8 protein-coding genes and 1 pseudogene are annotated in these 23,821 nt (G+C 39.7%); 7 read left to right on the forward strand and 2 right to left on the reverse strand.

Annotated features, from left to right (window positions below; translation table 11 throughout):
* Positions 1-249: 249 nt before the first annotated feature.
* Complete coding sequence (locus tag JMN17_RS17535) at positions 250-1,023, forward strand: Cof-type HAD-IIB family hydrolase (protein WP_087992206.1); 774 nt, start codon at positions 250-252, stop codon at positions 1,021-1,023.
* A gap of 35 nt (positions 1,024-1,058) precedes the next feature.
* Here the strand turns inward: JMN17_RS17535 and def are convergent, their stop codons facing one another.
* Together def and JMN17_RS17545 are read right to left on the reverse strand one after the other, a co-directional pair.
* A complete protein-coding gene (gene def / locus JMN17_RS17540; RefSeq protein WP_202328627.1) occupies positions 1,059-1,613 on the reverse strand; it encodes a peptide deformylase in 555 nt (184 codons plus the stop codon).
* A gap of 108 nt (positions 1,614-1,721) precedes the next feature.
* Positions 1,722-1,874: a YjcZ family sporulation protein gene (locus JMN17_RS17545; protein ID WP_087992204.1), complete on the reverse strand. Its 153-nt coding sequence runs from the start codon at positions 1,872-1,874 to the stop codon at positions 1,722-1,724.
* 425 nt (positions 1,875-2,299) lie between these two features.
* Between JMN17_RS17545 and JMN17_RS21810 the strand changes: the two genes are divergently transcribed.
* The 6 genes and pseudogenes from JMN17_RS21810 (at position 2,300) to JMN17_RS17565 (ending at position 23,804) form a co-directional block, all read left to right on the forward strand.
* Positions 2,300-2,470: a YkyA family protein gene (locus JMN17_RS21810; RefSeq protein WP_242519920.1), complete on the forward strand. Its 171-nt coding sequence runs from the start codon at positions 2,300-2,302 to the stop codon at positions 2,468-2,470.
* Between the two features lie 192 nt (positions 2,471-2,662).
* On the forward strand, positions 2,663-2,761 hold the full coding sequence (locus tag JMN17_RS21815; protein ID WP_250621903.1) for a hypothetical protein: 99 nt from the start codon (positions 2,663-2,665) through the stop codon (positions 2,759-2,761).
* A 436-nt stretch (positions 2,762-3,197) separates the two neighbouring features.
* Positions 3,198-4,028: pseudogene (locus JMN17_RS22180) on the forward strand (acyltransferase domain-containing protein); the annotation flags it as partial.
* Positions 4,029-4,163: 135 nt separating this feature from the next.
* A complete protein-coding gene (fabD, locus tag JMN17_RS17555) occupies positions 4,164-6,464 on the forward strand; it encodes an ACP S-malonyltransferase (RefSeq protein ID WP_437177784.1) in 2,301 nt (766 codons plus the stop codon).
* Positions 6,465-6,489: 25 nt separating this feature from the next.
* Positions 6,490-19,017, forward strand: a complete 12,528-nt coding sequence (locus JMN17_RS17560; protein ID WP_202328628.1) for an SDR family NAD(P)-dependent oxidoreductase — start codon at positions 6,490-6,492, stop codon at positions 19,015-19,017.
* Positions 19,017-23,804 (forward strand): type I polyketide synthase, encoded by a 4,788-nt coding sequence (locus tag JMN17_RS17565; RefSeq protein ID WP_202328629.1) that lies wholly within the window; start codon positions 19,017-19,019, stop codon positions 23,802-23,804. The genes JMN17_RS17560 and JMN17_RS17565 overlap by 1 nt, the downstream gene beginning before the upstream one ends.
* Positions 23,805-23,821: the final 17 nt, after the last annotated feature.

Here is a 23,821-nt window from a genome sequence, read left to right on the forward strand (position 1 = left end):
TTGCGGAGCATTCCGTTCCATTGTCTTCTGAGTTTCTTTCTTAATTTGCGCAGCATTTGTTAGTTCCTCCTTTCATCATAACTTGTCCAGAGTTCTTTTATACAAATAGTATACGGAGATTATGGAAGACTTCTCGTGGTTATTAATGGAATTTAATATGAGTTTTGAACGAAATAGTTTGCTGAATGGCAATCTTTTTGTATGATGAGGGTGGGAATTGCAGATCAAGACGATAAAGGGGAAGTTATAATGGATTCAAAATTAATTTTTTTTGATATTGACGGTACGATATATGATCATGACAAAAATATACCGGAAAGTACGAGGGAAACGGTGGCGGAGCTGCAGCGCCAAGGGCATCATGTGTTTATTGCCAGCGGGCGGTCTCCGTTTTTAGTTAAGCCGATTTTAGAGGAGCTGGGCATACACTCGTTTATTTCCTATAATGGGCAGTATGTTGTCTTTGAAAATCAAGTGATTTATAAAAATCCACTGCCTGAAGAGGCAATCAGCCGATTATTAAAGCGGGCGGGAAAGGACAAACATCCTGTCGTGTTTATGGCTGAGGACACGATGAAAGCGACTGTTGCGGATCATCCTCATGTAATGGAGGGAATCGGAAGTCTTAAAACCGATTATCCAGAAACCGATGAGCTTTTCTATGAAGGAAAAGAAATTTTTCAGCTTCTTTTATTTTGCCAGGATGAAGAAGAACAGGTTTATGTCGCTTTTCCTGAATTTGATCTAGTGCGCTGGCATGAGCTTTCGACTGATGTTCTTCCGCATGGAGGTTCGAAGGCGGAAGGGATTAAAAAAGTCATCGAGCGTCTTCCTTTTGCTATCAGCGATACATATGCTTTCGGCGACGGATTAAACGATCTGCAAATGATTGAGTATGTCGGGACAGGCGTAGCTATGGGAAATGCTGTACCTGAATTGAAAGAAATCGCGGATTTTGTAACAAAGCCGGTAGACGAGGATGGAATTGCGTACGCTGTCAAAGAATTGGGCCTTTTAAAATAAAGAAACGGCTGGCACTGTGCCAGCCGTTTTTATTTTTAGCGTTCAATCGCGATTGCATTTTCAGGTTCTTTGAAAGGATTTTCTTTATCAATATAATCATAGAACATCACGCCGTTCAAATGATCGATCTCATGCTGAAACACAATAGCCGGAAATCCTTTTAAACGAATATCAATGTTTTCGCCTTCAAGGGTTGTTCCTTTTACTCTGATGCGAGCATGGCGGGGAACATAGCCTGGAATCGCTTCATCAACAGACAGGCAGCCCTCGCCGCTAGTTAAGTAGCTTTTTTCGACAGAATGGCTGACGATCCTTGGATTAAATAAAGCATAGCTGTATAACGTTCCGGAAGCATCTTCCGCATGAACTGCGATCATGCGTTTTTTAATATTAATTTGAGGAGCTGCGAGACCTACGCCTGGACGCAGCTTGTATTTTTCGGCTAATTCGGGATTTTGGCTGTTCTTAACAAATTCGATCATGTCGGCCAGCTGCTGTTTTTCTGTATCACCCGGAGGCAGCTCGACAGGTTCGGCTGTCTCTCTTAGGGCTGGATGGCCGTCACGTACGATGTTTTCCATAGTAATCAAGAAACTTCACTCCTAAAGCTTAATATGTAAATTATATCGGATTTCTTCACAAAGGTGCAATGAAACAAATGACCAGCCATCTCGGCTGGTCAAGTTCATGCTGTGTAATTAGCAACAGCCTCCGCCTAAATAAGCAGCTCCGACAATGATTAACAGAATGAATAAAACAACGATTAACGCAAATGTGCGGCCATATCCTGCTCCGCCATATCCGTAACCACCATAACCGCAGCAGCCTCCGCCGTAACCATATCCATACATATTACAAAACCTCCTCTTTAAATTACGCCAGAGCCTTTATTAGTAGGCATAGCGTCTACTATAACCTATGTAAAAACAAAAAAGTTGTATGGTCATATGCCTTGTTTTCTCAAGTTTTTGGTCGGTTATCTTCGACAATTTACTGACAGACACATCAGGTGACCCTAAGAAAGTAATTTCAGCTTGGCTATTGTCAAATGGCGATTAGGCATCTATAGTCGAAAATGTCAAAATTGTGGAATTTCTATATGGGAAATTTTCTGAAACCATGTTTTTGGGCATGGGAGCAATTGGGGCAGCAAGTATACTGCTTGCAGGTTGTGGAGGAAAGCAGCCGGTTGAATTACTTCATGATTCAATGGAAAAACTGTATAAGTGGAAAAGCCGATTCAAAAAGAACAAAAACTGGTAATGAAAAATGAAAAATGGAAAATATAGAGCGCAAGTTTTGCGACAGTTTGCTTAATTTTAATATAGATTATTACTCAAAAATTGTCTCAATACCCAATCAGGCATTAAATAATGCAAACCAGCGCAAGAAACATTTGGAAGCAGAAAAAGACAGTATTACTGATTGTAAAATAGAATTTGAATGAGCAAAAAAATCAACTGAAGATATTAAGGATAAGAAAGTGAGAGAAAAAGCAAATCGTGTAATCGCTTTCGAGGAAAGAGATATGCTGTATCGACACAATGTGCCATAAATAGAATAAGGCTTTTTCGTGTGACAAAGATTTATACAAGCAGATAATGCGACATTCGTTCAGCTTGCAGAGCAAATTGAAAAAATAAATTCAGTTTATGAAAAAGTGCATAAACAAATGGATGAATTTAATACTTATGCTGAGGATTACAACAAAGAAAAAGAAAAACTGTTTACTAGGTAATATGGAGTAAAGTATATTAAGCATATGAGTTGATATTAAATGAGCTAAGCCGTCCGTAAAAAGACAGTTTAACCAGGATATAAATGTATTTGATATTGACAATGTGAAATTAATACTCTAAAATTTATTTAGAGATAAATTCACATAAAACCAATCGTTGTTTCGGCACGTTGGTAGGATTCATTATGTCTTATTATGATGCAATAGGAACATATTTGCAGAATAAATTAACTGAATATTCTTAATTTTATATGAGTGAGAACCCTATAGAATGCGATGACTTGCACCATTTGAAGTTAGCCCGCTAATTCAAATCAAATATGAACTTAAACCTTTTATTAAATAAAAGGTTTTTTGCTGTTTTCAAAGATGTTGTGTTTAAATCAAGAGAAGAAATTTGGGGAGATAAAATAACATGCAAAAGTCCAACATTTTGATGTTTTCAGGGCAAGGTTCTCAATACTGGGGAATGGGCAAAAAGCTTTTTAACAAGGACACAGTTTTTCGAGAAACAATGCACCGACTTGATGCCATTGCTATCGAGCTGAAAGGATATTCAATCATCGAGTATATATATGATGAAAAACGAAAAAATTCTAATTTCAGCAATATACTATATTCTCACCCGGCAATTTATATGACGGGGTACGCTGCTGCACAAACACTGATACAAAAAGGTATCGAGCCTGACGGAGTTATCGGAATGAGTTTAGGTGAATTTGCAGCAGGAGCAGTAGCAGAAATACTGTCGCCGGAAGAAACGATGGAGTGTGTTTTAAAGCAGGCCGAAATTTTAGAAAACTACAGTCAGCAAGGCGGAATGATGGCTGTGCTGGGTAAGCCTTTGTTATATGATACTGAGCCTTTTTTACGACAGAATACCAATTTAGTTTCGGTGAATGGCCGTAATCATTTCGTTATTTCCGGTGAAATAAAAGCATTAGATCAGGCATCCTCTCTAATGCAGAAAAAAGGAATTGCAAGTCAAAAATTGCCTGTTTGTTTTGGTTTTCATTCCGAATTAATCGATGGTGCTGCACAAAAGTTTAAAGAATATATGAAACATAAAGTTTTTAAGAAACCAAATATCACTTTCATCTCTTCGGTGTACGGTAAAGAACTGAAATATATTCCTGAAAACTACCATTGGGATGCAATAAGAGAGCCCATTCGATTTCTGGATGCAGTTGATTTTAATGAAAAAAGAAACCCAGCATTCTATATCGATACAAGTCCCTCCGGCAGTCTTGCGGGGATTGCCGAAGAGAGTGCTGCAGATTATTCAAAATCGTCGTTTCATACAGTGTTGAGTCCGTTTGGAAATGAGATCAACCGCATGGAACAGATAACCAAACGTATTGAAGAACAAAGGCAGAAATATGGGACAGGGGGAGAAAAACAAATGCTGGCTTACGTTTTTCCTGGGCAGGGTGCACAATTTAAAGGAATGGGTGGAGACATATTTAATGAGTTCAGTGATCTGGTTCATAGAGCAGATGCTATTTTAGGGTATTCCATAAAGGATTTATGCCTATCAGACATAGACAACAAATTAACTGATACAAAATATACACAACCTGCGATTTATACAGTGAGCGCACTTCAATATTTAAAGCTCAAAAAAGAGGGGAAAGCATCCCCGGATTTTACAGCAGGACACAGTCTCGGCGAATATACAGCTTTATTTGCAGCGGGTGTCTTTGACTTTGAAACAGGGCTCAAATTAGTTGCAAAAAGAGGAGAATTAATGAGTGCGTCTTCACAAGGCGGAATGGCGGCTGTCATTGGACTCAATGAAAATAAAATAAGAGAGGTGCTTAAACAGTTTGATTTTGATCAAATAGATATTGCTAATTACAATACGTCGTCTCAAATTGTGATAGCAGGGGAAGTCGAGGACATAAAGCGGGCAGCCGTATATTTTGAACAAGCGGGGGCAACGGCATATGTTGTTCTGAAAGTCGGGGGAGCTTTTCATTCTCGTTTTATGGAGGATGCGAAAAAGCATTTTGCCAAATTTATCGAACCCTTTCAATTTTCGAAATTAAACATTCCGGTCATATCAAACTATTTAGCTAGACCTTATAAGCAAGAAGACATTAAACATAACTTGATTGAACAAATAACACATTCAGTAAAATGGACTGAAAGTATCAGATACCTAATGGGACAGGGGGTAACTGCTTTTGAAGAGGTCGGACCGGGCAACATCCTGACGAAGTTGACACAAACCATTCAAAAAAATGAGCTGCCGCTTATCATCAACGCACCTGAGGTCATTGACTCTATTCCTGAAGATGATGATATAAATTCTGGAATAGAGCTGACGGCAGAAACCAACCCAGGGAAAGAATCTACTGGGGAAAATTCTCCAAAATCTCAACTGGGAGATCAATCTTTCAAAAATGATTATAATTTGAAATATGCATATTTGGCAGGGGGCATGCATAGAGGAATTTCTTCAGCTGAAATGATCATCCATCTTGGTGAAAAAGGAATGATGGGTTTTTTCGGAACTGCAGGCTTAGAAATTGAGGATATTGAGCAAGCGATTATTTCGATTAAGAATGGACTCGAAAAAAGTCAGTTTTATGGAATGAATATTCAATCGGAACCAGATAATCTAGATAAAGAAAAACAGCTGATTGATTTATATGTAAAACATGATGTAAGGGTGATAGAAGCGTCTTCGTACCTTTCCGTTAATGAGGCATTAATTTATTACAAAGCGCAACAGTTGAAGGAAGACAAAGACGGTCATGTCATGCCTTATAATCGAATCATTGCAAAAGTGTCCCGACCGGAAGTTGCAGCGGCGTTTCTGAGTCCAGCTCCTGCAAACATAGTCGAGAAAATGGCCGAACAGGGCATTTTAACTTCACAACAAGTAAAATGGCTAAGCCGAATTCCTGTAGCTGACGATATGATCATTGAAGCGGATTCCGGCAGTCATACTGATCAAGGAGCGTTATCAGTTATGCTTCCGTTTTTTATGAGGATGCGTGACGATATGATGAAAACGAATAACTATAAAAAGAGAATTAGAATTGGAGCTGCCGGAGGTATCGGAACTCCCGAAGCAGCAGCCTCTGCTTTTTTAATGGGAGCTGATTTTGTTATGACAGGGTCTATCAATCAATGTACAGCTGAGTCCGGCACAAGTGAATCTGTCAAAGAATTATTGAGTGAAATGGAAATACAGGATACTGCTTATGCACCTTCCGAAGCTATGTTTGAGTTCGGCGCAAAGGTCCAGGTAATGAAAAGGGGAATGTTGTTCCCTGTCAGAGCAAATAAATTGCAGCAATTGTATCAGCAATTTCAGTCTCTTGATGAGATAGATGATAAAACAAAGATCCAGTTAGAAAGTAAGTATTTTAAAAAAACTTTTGATGAAATCTATGAAGACATTAAAAGAACATATCCAAATCTAGTTGAAAAAGCGGACTGTAATCCAAAATTTAAGATGTTATTAATTTTTAAGTGGTATTTGCGAAAAGCCAGTTTGTTTGCATTGGAAGGGGACGAAAAAAGAAGGGTGGATTATCAGGTGCATTGCGGTCCGTCTCTGGGTGCTTTTAATCAGTGGGTGAAGGGAACAGAATTAGAAGCATGGAGAAACAGGCATGTTGGGGAAATCGGTGAAAAGATAATGATTGAAGCAGAAAACTTACTAAGGCATCGATTGAAAACGATATTTTAATAAAAGAGAGGGGTGCTGGAAACGAATGGTTCATCATTTGAATAAAAAGACTGGGAGCGATAACTCGTATAAATCATCTGATATAGCAATTATAGGAATTTCATGCAGATTTCCTGATGCTAATGATTATCATGAATTCTGGGAGAATATACATAGCGGTAAAGATTCCATTCGAGAAGTGCCGCTTGAACGGTGGAACCCTGAACAATATTATTCTGCTGACATCAACATTCCAAATAAAAGTATCAGTAAATGGGGAGGGTTTATTGAACAGGCCAGATACTTCGACCATAAATTCTTTCATATTTCTCCTCGTGAAGCAAAAAACATGGATCCTGAACAAAGAATTCTTTTAGAGGAGACATGGCGCTGCATTGAAGATTCAGGTGTATCATTGAGTGAGCTTCAGGATAAAACTACTTCTGTCTTTACAGGTATTATGAACTCTGACTATCGTCAGATGGGCTGTGCTGATTCGGAAATTGACAGCTATGCTTGTCTCGGGAGCTTTGAGTCTATTCTTTCCAACCGCATTTCATTCGCATTTGATTTTACGGGGAAAAGCATGTCTGTAAATGCTGCGTGCGCGTCATCGCTTGTTGCTTTGGATGAAGCGGTTAGATCACTGAGGGAAAAGGAAAGCGATTTTGCCATTGCTTCGGGCGTGAATTTAAATTTTCAGCCTTGGAAATACATATCATTCTCAAAGGCCAGAATGCTGAGCCCCGATGGTAAATGTAAGAGTTTTGACGCGGCTGCAAACGGCTATGTTCCTGGCGAAGGCGCAGGAGTTTTATTGATTCAACGACTGGATGAAGCAGTAAAAGCCGGTCATCATATCTACGGCATTATTAAAGGAACAGCTGTAAATCATGGCGGGAAAACCCGTTCAATTACTGCGCCTAGTGTGGATGCTCAATGTCAAGTCATTTTAGCTGCTTTAAAAAGTGCCAATGTAGATGCTTCAACGATTTCTTATATTGAAGCACACGGCACGGGAACATCTTTGGGCGATCCAATCGAAATTGAAGCTTTGACGAAGGCGTATCTGCAATATACTGATCATACACAATATTGCCGGATCGGAAGTGTCAAAACGAATATCGGTCATTTGGAAGCAGCAGCCGGTATGGCAGGATTAATTAAAGTGTTAATGATGATGAAACATCGAAGGATACCGAAAACGCTAAATGTAAATATGGTTAATCCAATTATCCAATTTGAAAAAACACCATTTGTTCTGGCAATGAATTCATGTGATTGGCAGGCTCCGGACGGAGAACCGCTTAGAGCGGGAATAAGTTCTTTCGGCTTTGGGGGCGTTAACTCTCATGTCATTATCGAAGAATTTATACACAAAGAAGTATCAAAAGCAAGCTGTAACGGTAAAATACAACCGTTTCTTTTCTCTGCAAAAAGTGAAAAAAGCATGGAGCAAATGTTACAGCAGTGGAAATTATTTTCCGGTGAGTCCGAGGAATTTCAAAAATTTTCACATGAAGAAATTAGCAGCACGCTTCTGACCGGCAGAGCAACGTTTGAGTATAGAGCAGGTATATTAGCAGACAGCAAGGCCGAATTAAGGAATCATATTGAAAATGGACTGACGATTCATAAGAAAAATGATTGTAAGTGGATACTTGTTATTGGTGACTTAAAGTGGGAAAGCTACGAACAATTTACAGAGATTAAAAGGGTATTCCCTAATATAGAAAAAGAAGTAGAGAAAATGCTGCAAGGCATTTCGACTGTAGATTATACATTTAAAGAGAAATGGACAACTGAAAAATCCAGACTGTATTCTGTAGTTATCAATACTGCAATAGTAAAAAGCATGCTGACTGCAGGTTTTAGACCAAGCTGTATTACTGGTGTTGGAGACGGGTATTTTATTGCTCTTGCTGTAGCCGGTATACTAAAAATTGAAAATGTATACGCTTTTATCGCGAATGTTGAGAAGGCAGCGGCATTATTTTGTGATCCGCCGTCCATTCCGTTTCTGAGTCCGTATACCGCGAAAACCTATTTTCCAGTTCAGTTGGATGAGAATTATATCAGGATGTTACTGAATGGTATTCAATTCTCAGTTGAATCTGCGATTCATTTACGGAAAAAAGCACAATTACTTCTTAAGCATCAATATACATTTAAAGGCTACATAGAGGAATGGGAAAAGTCGGCGCACTCTCAGCAAATCAGTGTCTTGAAGAATATTATTGATGGATCAGGATTTAGCGGAGAAAAACTGACGGATGAGGAAGTAGTAACGTTAGTAGCAATCCTTGCTTCTTTGCAAAGACTCTATAAGAAATGGGATTTAACAGAGCAAGAAGGCTTATCAGAAAACCGATATTCTCAAGAACTCTTGTACCTAATTGATGCCGGTGTGCTGTCTAAAGAGCTTGTTATGAGCATGTTATTGAAACAGCCGGAAGGAATAAAACAGGCAGTTAAGTATTTACAACAGGCACCGTCCGATTTTTATGAAAAAGACCGATTTCCATTAATGGTTGATCACAACCAAATACAGGATTTAAATCAAGAGATAACTGACCTTGTTCTAAAAATATCGGAAAAAACAATTGAGCCGAATAGAGATATTGAAATTCCTAACTTTTGCACCTTTAAATTCGGAACCTTGCCTCTTACGATGAATATTAAGCATGAAGCATATTTTGAGCCGAGCAAATCGCCTGATGAGTCTCTTTATCAGGTGTTTATGCAAATGTGGCTAAAAGGAGAAGAGATTGTTTGGGCAAGACTGGGTGATCACAATAAGAAAAAAGTAGTTTTGCCTGTTTATCCATTTGAACGGTATCATTTTGACTTGAAACCTGAAATATCAAAAACAGACGCATTTTCTGTGGAGAATATAAAACGGTCATTATATGCACCGGTATGGAAGGAATCACCGCTGTCGGAAGTTCTCACAGATGGACAAAGGAGTACGATTTTGCTTTTTTCGGATCATAAAAGGTATTCGGAAGTATTGCAAGAGAGAGAGAACACTTTTGTATATCTTGTCACGAAAGGTGATCGTTTTGAGCAAATAAGCGATGATGTGTTCACAATAAATAGAGAAAACCCTGAAGATTATATAAGCCTGATCCGATTGTTAAAACAAAAAAATGCAATACCAGATTCGATTTTGCATGCATGGGCTGACAAACAATCAGAATTTGATGAAGCGTTGCAAACAGGAATATACTCCGTTTTTTACCTGACAAAGGCATTAATAAGTGAAAACCTTATAAACAAGGTGCGGCTTATATATGTATTCAGTAATGATAAGGAAAAGAGACTGCCCTGTTTTGAAGGGATCGGCGGTTTTTTTAAGTCAGTAAAGCAAGAATATCCTGAGCTGTGCTGCAAGGCGATTCGCTTTACAAATGGCTCAATGTCAATTTCGTATTCCGAAGAGTCAGACATCTTATATAAAGAAATAGATGCAGCCCCGGACCATAACATAAACATTATGTACAAAGACGGTGTAAGGTATGCCCAGGTATTAGAGAAGAAGACTAAAACGAACTTCTCCCCAGTCCAATATCCCGGGAAAGATAAAGTGTACTTAATTACAGGGGGATTAGGGGGGATTGGCAGTAAAATTGCTGAGTATTGTGCAAAATCCGAAACATGCACAATCATTCTGTCAGGACGTTCTCCATTACGCGGGAAAAAACAGAAGCTGTTGGAATTTTTAAATCAATTTAATGCGGAAGTCTTTTATATGCAGGCGGATATATCAGATAAAGAAACCGTAATAAAACTGGTCGATGATATTATGGAACGATATTCAGGCCTTAGCGGGATTATTCATTGTGCAGGAGTTATCAGAGATTCATTCCTTTTTCAAAAAACAAAGCAAGAGCTTTCAGAAGTCATAGCTCCGAAAGTGCAAGGAACGTTGTATCTGGATAATGCGACGAAGGAGATTGAATTGGACTTTTTCGCTGTTTTTTCATCAGTGGTCTCTATTGCAGGAAACGAAGGTCAGACTGATTATGCATATGCAAACAGCTTCTTAGACCACTTTGCTGAGTATAGGGAACAGAAGCGTCAAAAATCTCAGCGCAACGGGCGTACTTTAACAATCAATTGGCCGTTATGGAAAGAAATCGGAATGGGAGTGAGTATATCAGATCAGGCGAGAACATCACTTTTTCGTGATTCCGGTCTTGAAGAATTGTCTTCTGAAGCTGGGGCGGATTGGTTCGCCCAGATTGTGATGTCCGGACAGCTGCATAATATTGCAGTCTGCGGAGATTCAGATCGTTTTGAACAATTTATGGAGCAACGATTTCAAACGAATTACACACAAATAAGTGACACAATTCAGTTGGCTTCGGGTGATGTGAAAATACAGACGAGATCATTTTTAGCAAGCATTATTTCAGCCGAAGTTGGTGTTAAACCTGAGGAAATAGACCATTCTGTGCACTTAGCTGAATATGGTATGGACTCGGTCATGATACATCAATGCAATTCAAAGCTGGAGCAGGCGTTAGGAGCTATTTCAAAAACGCTTTTATTTGAGTTCCAGACCATCACAGACTTGGCAGACTATCTCATAAAGGAATATCCGGATCGGCTGGAAAGTTTATTTCCTGCGAAAAAGAAAGAAAAACTAATTCAGAGTTCTACAGCTGTTAATCCAGCTCAATTACATATTGCGCCTGTAATGAAGGAGAAAGAAAAACACGATGGTATAGCTGTCATCGGCATAAGCGGGCGATATCCCGGTGCGGAGAACATCGAGGAATTATGGGATGTATTATCTCAAAAGAAAGATACTATCACAGAAGTTCCGATAGAACGCTGGGATGCCCACGCTTATTATGATTCTGATCCTGCTAAAGCCCAAGAGGGAAAGATTTATTGTAAATGGGGCGGTTTTTTACCGAGTGCTGATTCATTTGATTCTTTGTTTTTTCATATATCGCCAAGAGAAGCAGAAGCCATGGATCCTCAGGAACGTATCTTTCTAGAAACTGTGTGGAAGGCGTTTGAAGATTCAGGGTATACCCTGAATCGTTTGCAAAAAACAGCGGGAAAACATGTTGGGGTTTTTGCTGGAGTCACGACTAATTCTTATAAACTGCTCGGTGAACGAATACCGACAGATAAAAATACTGTGATCCCAAACTCGTTTCCATGGTCTCTTGCGAACAGAGTTTCTTACACATTTGATTTTACAGGGCCAAGTGTACCTGTTGACACAGCTTGTTCTTCATCATTAACTGCAATCCATATGGCGTGTGAAAGCTTAAAAAAAGGTGAGTGCTCTATTGCTGTTGCCGGGGGAGTTAACTTGTATTTACATCCGTCGGACTACTTGTACCGCTGTCAAATGGGGATGCTTTCAAAGACAGGGCAATGCAGGAGCTTTGGTGCAGGGGGTGACGGTTTTGTACCCGGAGAAGGTGTAGGAGCAGTTATTCTGAAACCGCTGAAAGATGCAATACGGGATAATGATACGGTGTACACAGTGATTAAAGGGACAGCGATCAACCATGGAGGGAAAACGAACGGTTATACCGTTCCTAATCCAGCAGCTCAAGCAAGCCTTATTCAAGAGGCTCTTGCTGCAGCTGATTGGAGCGCAAGAAGCATCGGCTATATTGAAGCCCACGGCACAGGTACCCCGCTGGGTGACCCAATTGAAGTCAGAGGCTTGACAAAAGCCTTTAGAGAATATACGGACGAGTCATCATATTGCTCGCTTGGGTCCATTAAATCAAACATAGGTCATCTTGAAGCAGCAGCAGGTATTGCCGGCCTGACAAAAATCATATTACAGATGAAATATAAAAAAATAGCTGCCACACTTCATGCTGAGCGAATACATCCAGATCTTCATCTTGACGAGACACCGTTCCATCTTCAGCAGGAAACATCTGAGTGGGTGAAGCTTACTGATGAGAAAAATCCCGAAAAAACATACCCAAGACGAGCGGGACTAAGCTCTTTTGGAGCTGGTGGGTCAAATGCACATATCCTTGTTGAAGAGTACGAGCCTCCTGCAATTTCTGATACCAGCTGGCAGGAAGGTGAAGAACTTATTGTACTTTCAGCAAAACATCCGCTAAGTTTACAGGAGTATGCAAAACAGCTTGCAGGGTATCTCCAAAGGGCCAGTCAAAAACATGACCATTCACTTGTGAAAGCAGTTAAGGAAGAGTTTAAAAAAGCAGCTGAAAAATGCGGCGTTGACATAAAGACTGCGAAAAGCACCGATTGGCAGTCAGACCTGTTCATGTCATGGATTGACGAAATTTATAACTTTTACAATTTAAGAAGCAGGCAGCCGCAAGATACAGAAGATTTTACGGCAGAACGCTTTTTGGAACAAAATAAGAAACAAGTCAGTGATTTTTACGAGCAAGAGGGACTTTACAAAAACGTAGGTCTTTCAAATATTGCTTTTACGCTCCTGAATGGACGTGAGCCTATGTCTGAAAGACTCGCCATTATATCAAAAGATGTCTATGATTTAATCTCTAAACTGAATAAGTACATTAATGGGGATACAGATCAAAGTATATTCAGAGGAAAAAAGATCAATCAGAAGCGAAGACAAAAACAAAACGGTATACAAATGAAGGCGGATAAACGAACAATGGCAGAGATGGCTGAATATTGGGTCTCAGGGGGAGATTTGGCATGGGAAGATATCCATATTGAGCGAGCTGCAAGCAAAATTGCGCTTCCCACATATCCTTTTTTAAAGAATAAACTTTGTGTTTCGAAGTCTGTTCATATGCAGAAAAAAGAATTGGTCGATCCAGACCCTTTGTTTAATTTTTCAGAGGGAGAAAGCCGGTTTAACAAAAAGCTGTCAAGTTCTGATTATTATCTGAAAGACCATATCATAAATGGCGAGTTTGTTTTACCGGGAGCTGCGGTCATTGAAGCCGCAAGAGAAGCAGCAGAGAGATTAAATGGAAAACAAGTTGTGAAGTTGAGTCAAATCGTATGGTCACTTCCAATTACCGTTCAGGAAGAAAAGACAATTGCTATTGATCTGTTACCCAATCAAGAAGGCAGCAGCAGGTTTATAGTAAAAAGTAATTTGCATTCTGAAACCGCTGTTCATTCACAAGGTAAACTTAAGTTCTACGAGGCAGAAGCAGCACGTGAAATAGAACGATTTGAATTGAATAATTTGCTAAAGGAGCAAAAAAGCACAATCAATGGTGATGAGTGCTATAAGAGCTTTAAGCAGGCAGGCTTGAACTATGGCAGCAGTTACCAAGTGATTAAGCAGCTGTTTATCCTTCCAAACGCGGTTCTTTCACGCATATCTCTTGCTGACAATCTTCAGTTAAATGGAGCCAGAGGAATGCTGAATCCATGTTTGTTAGACGGTATTTTCCAGTCAACTATCGGATTTACGCTTGAGCATGATGGCGGTCAAGTGCCATATTTGCCTTTTGAATTAGGAGAGCTGGAGATTTTGAGTGCTCCCTCGGATAGCGGTTATGCTTATGTCATACCAGCTGATGAAAAGAATGCTTCATCTGTAAAAAGATTCAATATTATGTATATGGATGATAAAGGCCAAGTAAGTTTGAAACTGAGAAACTTAGCTCTCAAAGCACTAAAGAGCCCACAGCACAATCAAATTGTAAAAACGGAGCATTCAATCACTTATTATAAGGACAAATGGGTTCAGGAATTTAATCACCATTCAGATGAAATCTGCCGTTCAAACACCTGTTTGGCTATTGTGCTCCATGACGATATAACAGAGCAGCACATTCGCAATGCGTATGAAAGCATTGGCCTGAAACTAATCTTTGTTCGAGGCGGGAACCAATTTAAAGAAAAGGGAATCTATTCATATGAGCTGAATAGTCATAAACTTGACGATTACAAGACACTGCTGGGGATTCTTACGCGAAGGCAAGTAACAATCGGACATGTGGTTTTGTTTGGAAAGAGTCCCGAAACGAAAATTTCCCATGATATTAAAAGTAAACTTAATGAGGCTGTTTTTCCGGTTTTCTATATAACGAAAGCACTTATATCAGTGAAGCCCAAAAATAAAATAAAAATATCTCATGTGTTTTTTACAGAAAAAAATCAAGTTTTACCTTATCAAATGGCGTTAAGCGGTCTTTTTCAGGCGCTTCATCTAGAACAGCCTATGATTACAGGTAGAAATATTGAAATATGCAGCGGGCAGAAGTTGCTGCCGAATGGCCTTCTCCCGGAGTTGGACTGCATCGTAAAAGAAAGTGTTGCTAGCGACAGCGGTTCCACAGAAATCAGATATGTGGATGGAATCAGATACGTGAAGAAGTCCGTCAGTATTAAATATACGGACGGCATTTCAAAAGTTGAAATAGAAGAAAATGGAGTTTATCTCATTACAGGAGGAGCAGGCGGACTAGGACTGATATTTGCCAAGCACCTTATACAAAAAGGCAGAATAAAGATAGTGTTGATAGGGAGGTCAGAACTTTCTGAGGAATCTGTCAGGTGTATAAAAGAACTGGAAGCCTCCGGATCGGAAATTTTTTATGTTAAGACTGATATTTCTGAGGAAAAAAATACCGCCGATCTGATAAATCTTATAAAAAGCAAACTAGGCTCTTTAAAGGGCATTATACACAGCGCGGGCGTTATAAGAGATTCATTACTCATTAACAAACGTGAAGAGGATGTGAGAGCTGTCTTAGCAAGCAAAGTACATGGTACGATTTGGCTTGATCAGTACACAGCAAAAGAGCCACTGGACTTTTTTGTCCTGTTTTCATCAATTAGTGCAAAAATAGGGAATGCGGGACAGACGGATTATGCTTATGCTAATCGTTTCATGGATTATTTTGCGGAGCTGAGAGCAGCTGAAGACAAACCTGGAAAGACACTCTCTATTAATTGGCCGTTATGGAAAGAAGGCGGCATGCAAGTTGACAGACACTCAGAGAGATTTCTATATGAACATTTTGGGATGCTGTCCTTAGGTGAACAAGAGGGTCTATCAGCATTTGATAAAGCAATGACAGGGTGTGAACATCAAATCATGGTATTTAGCGGCAATGAATTAAAATTGGAGCGAATCATAGGTATCGCCGAAGAAAAAGGTAATAGAGAAGCCATTGAAGAAAATAATGAGCCAGATAGAACTATATCTTCACTGAGAAACACTTTGGCACGCATTATATGCACCGTATTGAAGATTAATGAAAGTGAATTTGATTTTGAGCTGCCTATAAGTGAATATGGATTTGATTCAATTATGTTTACAATGCTGGGTAATGAATTAAACGAATCATTAGGAATTTCAATAATGCCATCCCAGTTTTTTGATTTTTATGATTTTTATGAATTGCTTGATTATATACATGACGAATGTTCACAAGAACAGGTGCAGAATAATCTATTAGATCATGAGAATAAGAACACCAGAGAATATCTGAAAGAGGAAATTGCACATATCATTTCAGCTCTTTTGAAGATAGAAAGGCAAGAAATAGAAGGAGAAACTTCATTTGGTGAATACGGGTTTGATTCTATCACTTTTACAAGGCTTGGAAATGAAATTAATCAAAGGTATGGAACAGACCTGCTGCCTTCCATTTTCTTTGAATACAATTCGTTAGATGAAGTTGCAGGTTATTTAATAGATCAGTATGGGGACAGTTACAGTTTTTCAACCGATTCTTCTTCCAAAACAGACGCTGAAAAAATAGACGAAGTGGAACCGTCTTTGGATTATGATGACGGATATGCTGATCTTGCTCTTACCTCTTCGGAAGAAAACAGTGAAGCAGAAGGCACGTTAAATGAGCCTGTTGCAATAGTGGGGATAAGCGGACGATTCCCTCAATCAGACACAATAGAGGAACTTTGGGAACAAATCGAAAAGGGCCGTGATTTGATTACAGATATTCCTGAAGACCGCTGGGACTGGAGAGAATTTGATGGTGATCCGATAAAAGAGAGAAATAAAACGAATATAAAAAGAGGGGGATTTATAAACGACGCAGATAAATTTGATCCCTTGTTTTTCGGAATTTCTCCTGCGGAAGCAGAATTAATGGATCCACAGCAAAGGATTTTTATAGAGACAGTTTGGAAGGCAATAGAAGATGCAGGTTATAAACCTTCTGATTTGGCAGGGACTAAAACCGCTGTATTTGCAGGTGTTGCTACAACAGACTATGCTGAACGTCTCAGTGAAAATCTTACCCCGATTCAGGCACAGACAGCTACTGGCCTAAATCATTGTATATTGGCGAATCGAATCTCTTATCTGCTGAATATTACGGGCCCAAGCGAACCGGTTGACACGGCTTGCTCTAGTTCATTGGTTGCGCTGCATCGTGCGGCAGAGGGAATTCAGAGGGGAGAATTTGACATGGCCATTGCAGGGGGCGTTCATATTATGACAAGCCCGACCCTGTTTATAGCTTTCGACAAAGCAGGTATGCTGGCAAAAGACGGAAAGTGTAAAACGTTTGATAGAAGAGCGGACGGCTATGTGAGAAGTGAAGGAGCAGCGGCGGTATTGCTTAAACCGCTCAGTAAAGCACAAGCGGATGGGGATCACATATATGGCCTGATTAAAGGAACAGCGATAAACCATGGGGGACACGCCAATTCCTTGACTGCACCAAATCCGAAGGCGCAGGTAGATTTATTAACTGAAGCTTGGAGGAAAACCGGTGTCAGTCCTGCAACGGTCGGATATATTGAAGCTCACGGGACAGGGACAAGCCTTGGCGATCCAATTGAGGTAAACAGCATTGTAAAAGCATTCAAAACATTATATGAAGAATGGGGCATTCCTTTTACTGAACAAAAGTCTTGCGGGATAGGCTCCGTTAAAACAAATATAGGTCATCTAGAAACGGCTGCTGGAATAGCTGGGGTGATCAAAGTATTATTGGCGTTTAAATACCAAAAACTCCCTGGAATTGTTAATTTTTCTGAACTTAATCCATATATCAAACTAGATGGCACACCATTTTATATAACAGATACAAATGAAAAATGGAAAAGAATGAAAGATGAACTGTACGCTGACATACCAATGCGAGCAGGTGTCAGCTCTTTTGGATTTGGAGGTGTAAATGCACATATTGTTTTAGAAGAATACAGAGAAAAGAACAGGAGAATATCGGAAAGTGGAAGAAACCACATTTTTGTGTTGTCAGCGAAAACCAAAGATCAATTGCTCGACTATATTAAGCTGATGATTCAGTATTTGGATCATGCAATCAGAAAAGAAGTTTCGGTTAATCTGACTGATATGGCAAGTACGCTGCAAAACGGGCGCGAAGAAATGGAAGAAAGAATCGCTATATGTGCTTCTGATATAAGAGAGTTAAGAGACAAATACATCAGCTTCCTTGAGTTTAACAAGAAACAAGAAGGCGTATTTATCAATGAAAATAAAAAGAAATACACAGTTATAACTGAAGAGCTTCTTCTAGAGGCTATTCAAAGCGGTAAAGAGGAATTGGTGGCTCAATGGTGGGCCGAGGGAGCAAAAGTGAATTGGCGGCAAATATTCAATAAAACATATAACAAAATGCCGTTGCCATCCTACCCCTTTGCAAGGGAGAGTTATTGGTTCAGACAGAAAATCAAAAACGTTGAACTGGAAAAGCGGATTCATCCTTTGTTAAGCGAAAATTTGTCAACTTTAAAGAGCTTGAAGTTTAAAACAAATATTACCGGCTCTGAATTTTTTATCACTGATCACCTTGTTTCTGGGCGTCCTGTTTTACCGGGAGCAGCATATCTTGAAATGGCTCTTGTCTCCGCGGAAATAGCTGCTGAGAGCACTATATGTAAGATTAAAGATGTCGTATGGAACAAACCAATTACCTACGAAGGAACACCGTTTCACATCTATTCAAGTCTTCAAATGCAAAAAGATAAACTGAATATAACAATCTGCACAGGAGAGCCGGAGGGTGAATTGCAAATCTGCTCACAAAGTATTGCAGAGTTCGAGGAATCAAATATTATCAGACCGCTTGAACACTTTGATATTGAACTGTTTAAACACAGCAGTGATACAAAAATTAGCCGCAAAGAATGTTATCAGCATTTTAGCAGAATGGGGCTGGATTATCGCTCTGGGTTTCAAAGCCTGACCGCCGTCTACTGCAGCGGTCAGGAGGTACTGGCAGAACTTGTTCTGCCAGAGCAGCTGAAAAACGATTTTGAGCATTTTAAACTTCACCCGTCATTGATTGACGGAGGATTTCAATCGGTCGCATTTTTGTTAAATGATAATGATAAAGGAAGCTTATATGTTCCTTATTCACTTGAGGAGCTTGTGATTTGTAGCCCGCTTGAGGAAAAATGTTTTGCACGTGTAAAAGAGACTGGATTTTGCACGTATAGCATCCAATTTATTAATGAAGACGGAGAAATTGCTGCAAGCATGAATAACTTTTCTGTCAGAAAAGTAAACGCGGGAGGATTACTGCCGGAAGACAGTGAAGATCAGACAATTCTTTTACTATTAAAACAATTGAAAAACGGTGAGCTTTCCGCTGACCAAGTCTATCAACTGCTGGAGGTAAAATAGTGCATATTAAACAAATACTTTCCTTGATTGAAGAACAGCAGATGTCTCCTGATACAGGATTAGAACTAATTCGCACTTACAGAAAAGAACAAATAAAAAATGGGACGGAGCAGCAATCGCAAGCTGCGTCCCAAACTGTCTTTTTTAAAAGAGATTGGATATCGTCAAAAAATGATGATGTACAGAAACAACAGGCGCCAAGAAGCATATTAATTTTTGATCGAGATAAACGACTTACAGAATATATTAGTATGCTTTACAAAGATCAAGTGCATGTTATTCTCGTAACTCCTAATGTTTATTTCAGCTGTCTGGAGCAAAATGTATACACAATAGACCCGTCAAATGAGGCTCATTATGAAAACCTGTTTGCAGACTTGGAAAAAAGCAAATTTACACCTGGATGTGTTCTATATCTATGGAACAGCGCTGTTCCGGAATTAAGTGAAGAGTTGATTCATAAGGCACTTCTCAACGGGATTTTGCCATTGTTTGTTTTAACAAAGGCTTTAATAAAAGCAAAATATGATAATACGAAATTATTGCATATGTATTGGACAAACGGTCAGAATCAGCCGTTTAATGAAGCGGTCGGGGGTTTTATAAAAACGGTAAATATGGAAAGCTCCAAATTGAAGGCGAAAACGCTTCAAATTCATAGAGAAGAGCCTGATTCAGATCCTACCGCTTCGCAATTGTGGGAGATGGCATGTAATGAATTACAAAGCTTTCAATCAAATGAATGCGAAATTTTAATTGACTCTCACAGCAGGTATATTAAAGGAATGCAGCATATTGATTTAGAAAATGCAAAGTCATTAGCTCCGAAGCATGTATCATATCATAAAGGCGGCGTGTATATCATTACCGGCGGTGCAGGAAAACTCGGTCTTATGTTTGCGGAACATATCGCGAACGAAGTTGAGGCGGTCATCATATTGACAGGCCGTTCAGCTTTAAGCGAAGTTCAGAAGGAACAGCTCAGAAAACTAAACGCAAAAGGGTCTTTTGTTGAGTATATACAGACGGACATATCGGAACGAATAAAGGCTGAGCAATTTATCTGTGACGTGAAACAGCAGCGTGGCCAAATAAGCGGCATTATCCATGCTGCAGGTCTCATTCAAGATTCTTTTATTGCTAAAAAAAATCTGAGTGAGTTTGTTGAAGTATTAAAGCCGAAAGTATTCGGAACGATTTGGATGGATGAGCTGACAAAAGATGAAAATCTTGATTTCTTTATTCTGTTTTCTTCTGTTGCTGCGAACGGAAATGCCGGTCAGAGTGATTATGCGTACGCCAACAGTTTTATGGACAGTTATGCGATGTTCCGAAATCAGCTGAACAGAAATGGAAAGACACTTTCAATAAATTGGCCGCTATGGAAAGAGGGCGGAATGAATCTTGATGACAGTGCTGTTGTCCATTTGAAAGAGAAATTCGGAATGATTCCGATACATTCAACAGCGGCTTTTAAAGCTTTTGATAAAATGATGCAATCTTCATTTAGTAACATAATGCCTGTGGAAGGAGACCGGGACAAGCTCTTAAAAACAATCCCTTTCCGCAAACTGACTCCTTCAGACAATCAAACGGAAATAGAGAAAAACACTGAAGATAATGAAATTGTAATTAAGGATAAAGTTAATGATTATCTTATCAAAACCATTTGCAGTGAATTGAAAATCCCTAATCATAAAATAAATGCTTATGATTCTTTTGAAAAGTTCGGGATTAATTCACTTATAATCATGTCGCTTATATCAAAGCTTGAAGATACGTTCGGGGATTTGCCTAAAACGATCTTTTTCGAATACCGGAACGTCGATGAGCTTGCTGATTTCTTTCTGAAATCGTTTAAAGAGACAGTATTAAAAGAAGTTGGGATAGCTCAAATAGAAGCCGCACCAAAACTGAAAAAACATACAAAAATGCAGCAGGAAAGACAGCCGGCACATGCAGTGAGTGTAAATACACCAATTAATGAAGATATTGCAATTATTGGAGTAAGCGGCAGATATCCAATGGCAGATAATGTTATGGAATTCTGGGATTGCATCATTGGTGGAAAGAATTGTATTACCGAGATCCCTAAAGAACGGTGGGATTTCAGATCGGACTACAGTCCTGACAGAATGGACAGAGGGAAAATCAACAGTAAATGGGGAGGGTTTATTAATCGTGTTGATCAATTCGACCCGCTGTTTTTTCACATTTCCCATAAAGAAGCTGAGATGATGGACCCTCAGGAACGTATTTTTCTCGAAACCGCTTGGCATACGTTTGAAGACTCCGGGTATACGAGAGATCGGCTTGACGGTATGAAAGCCGGGGTGTTTGTAGGAGCAATGTACGGGCAATATCAATTATTTGGTGCGGAGGAGACAGCAAAAGGCAATGCTGTTGCGCTCAGTTCTTTTTTTTCTTCTATAGCTAATAGAGTTTCATACTTTTTTAATTTCTCTGGACCAAGTATTGCTTTAGATACGATGTGCTCGTCATCTTTGACAGCCATTCATTTGGCATGTGAAAGTATAAAAAGGGGAGAAAGTGAGATTGCGTTAGCTGGGGGCGTAAATGTGTCCATACACCCTAACAAATATCTTTGGCTGAGCCAAGGGAATTTTGTTTCTACAGAAGGTCTATGCAGAAGCTTCGGGGAAGGTGGGAACGGCTACGTTCCAGGAGAAGGGGCGGGAGCCGTACTATTAAAACCGTTACATAAAGCAATCAATGATCAAGACTGTATTTATGGTGTGATTAAAGGAACAGCTGTAAATCATGGAGGGAAAACAAATGGTTTTACTGTTCCAAATCCAAATGCGCAAGCTGAGCTGATCGCCGAAAACTTTAAAAAGTCAGGTATTAGTCCAAGATCCATCAGTTACTTGGAAGCACATGGAACGGGTACTTCACTTGGAGATCCGATTGAAATTGCGGGGCTGACAAAAGCTTTTGAACAATTTACCGATGATAAACAATTTTGTGCAATTGGTTCAGTTAAATCAAATATCGGACATTTAGAATCCGCTGCAGGCATAGCGGCGCTTACAAAGGTATTGCTTCAGTTTAAGCACCGAAAATTGGCGCCTTCCATTCATTCTGAGCGATTAAATACTAATATAAATTTCGAAAATACGCCTTTTTATGTTCAGCAAAAAGAAGAGGAGTGGCGTAAAGAAGCCAGTATAACTCGTAGAAGGGCAGCGGTTAGTTCATTTGGAGCAGGGGGGGCGAATGCCCATATTATTCTTGAAGAATATGAAAATCATATTGATTCTGTTAAAAATACAGGTAGCGGTCCTTATGCCGCAGTTCTCTCCGCAAGAAACGAAGACAGGCTGAGGGAATACGCCCGTCGTCTTCTTCAATACACAGACCAGGTGACAGCTGTATCGGTCGATGATATTGCTTATACACTACAAACGTGTAGGGAGCCGATGGAAGAGAGAATTGCTTTTGTGGCATCGGATCTGCATGAACTTAGGGGGAATTTGAAGCTTTTCTGTGATGAAGGAATAATTGGAGACAATGTATACAAGGGCAATGTGACTAAAGATTATGATAAAGTCTTTGTTTTCCATGATCGGAAAATGAAAGAACAATTCCTTAAAGCTGTTATGGAAAAAAGAGATGTCAATGACCTTGCTAAGTTATGGTCTTACGGTGTCGATATTCAGTGGAGAAATTTATATGAAGATAGACCTAAAGCACGGCGGGTGGATCTTCCTTTGTACCCGTTTGCTGAGGAATCTTATTGGGTGCCCCGTGTTTCTGATGAAAAGCTTTCAGCATTGCAAAATAAAACCGTCTTGCATCCGTTGCTTGATTCTAACGAATCTACCCTTGAGCAGCAATATTTTAAAAAAACAGTAATGGAAAAAGAGATCTGGTTAAAGGATCATGTGGTGAAAGATAAGCGTATTTTGCCTGCGGCGGTTTTTCTTGAAATGGCATGTGCCGCAGGAAATTTATCGTATCGCAGGAAAAAGGTCTCTGGTTTGAAAAACATTACATTTATTAGACCGGCAATGTTATATCAAGAGAGCGTAATTGTTTACTCCTTCATTTCTGTCGAAGACGGACGCATCCTTTTTAAAATGACGGCTGACGAAGATGCAGGTACAAAAGCCGTATTTGCATCAGGAGAATTAAGCTATGATGCTCATCAAAATGTCAAGCCCATAGAGAGTATTGATAGACACGAGATCATCAAGAGAAGCGCTTTTATCCATGAACATGATGAATGTTACCGACACTTCCGGGAAAACGGTTTTGACTATGGCCGCAGCTTTCAGTCAATTCAACGATTATGGGGCGGAGACACAGAAGCTCTGGCGCATTTAATACTACCTCAAGAAGCAGCACATACCTTTAATAACAATATACTGCCGCCGTCTCTGCTTGATGGGGCTTTGCAATCATTGTTTGGCATCACCGAAGGAAGAGAACGTGCTTTTGTATATGTACCTTATTCAATTGGTGAGATTTATATCCACCAGAAAGTACCGGAAGAATGCTGGGTGTATGCACGCAAAACAAGCCAAAAAGATCAATTCGAGTTTACTTACGATATTATGCTGGTGAATCATCAAGGAGACCTGCTTGTGCAACTGCAAAACGTAACACTTCGAAAAGGCGAGGTATTTTCAGATCGAGATCCGTATCAAAAGAAACAGGTTTCTTCCGTGACACAAGAAAAATTGACCGAGCTGCTCGGTCAATTGCAGGCTGGCGAGTTGACGACAGAGGAAGCTGATCATTTGCTTGCTCAAATGCTGGATTAACACTGGATGTTCAACAA

It is taken from the genome of Bacillus sp. RHFS10 (genome assembly GCF_016757475.1).
GTDB lineage: Bacteria > Bacillota > Bacilli > Bacillales > Bacillaceae > Bacillus > Bacillus subtilis_G.

Excerpts from the sequence above, each read along its gene's own strand:
- JMN17_RS17535 (WP_087992206.1), top strand. The coding sequence starts at position 250 with ATGGATTCAAAATTAATTTTTTTTGATATTGACGGTACGATATATGAT.
- JMN17_RS17545 (WP_087992204.1), bottom strand. The coding sequence starts at position 1,874 with ATGTATGGATATGGTTACGGCGGAGGCTGCTGCGGTTATGGTGGTTAC.
- JMN17_RS21810 (WP_242519920.1), top strand. The coding sequence starts at position 2,300 with ATGGAAAATATAGAGCGCAAGTTTTGCGACAGTTTGCTTAATTTTAAT.
- fabD (WP_437177784.1), top strand. The coding sequence starts at position 4,164 with ATGCTGGCTTACGTTTTTCCTGGGCAGGGTGCACAATTTAAAGGAATG.
- JMN17_RS17560 (WP_202328628.1), top strand. The coding sequence starts at position 6,490 with ATGGTTCATCATTTGAATAAAAAGACTGGGAGCGATAACTCGTATAAA.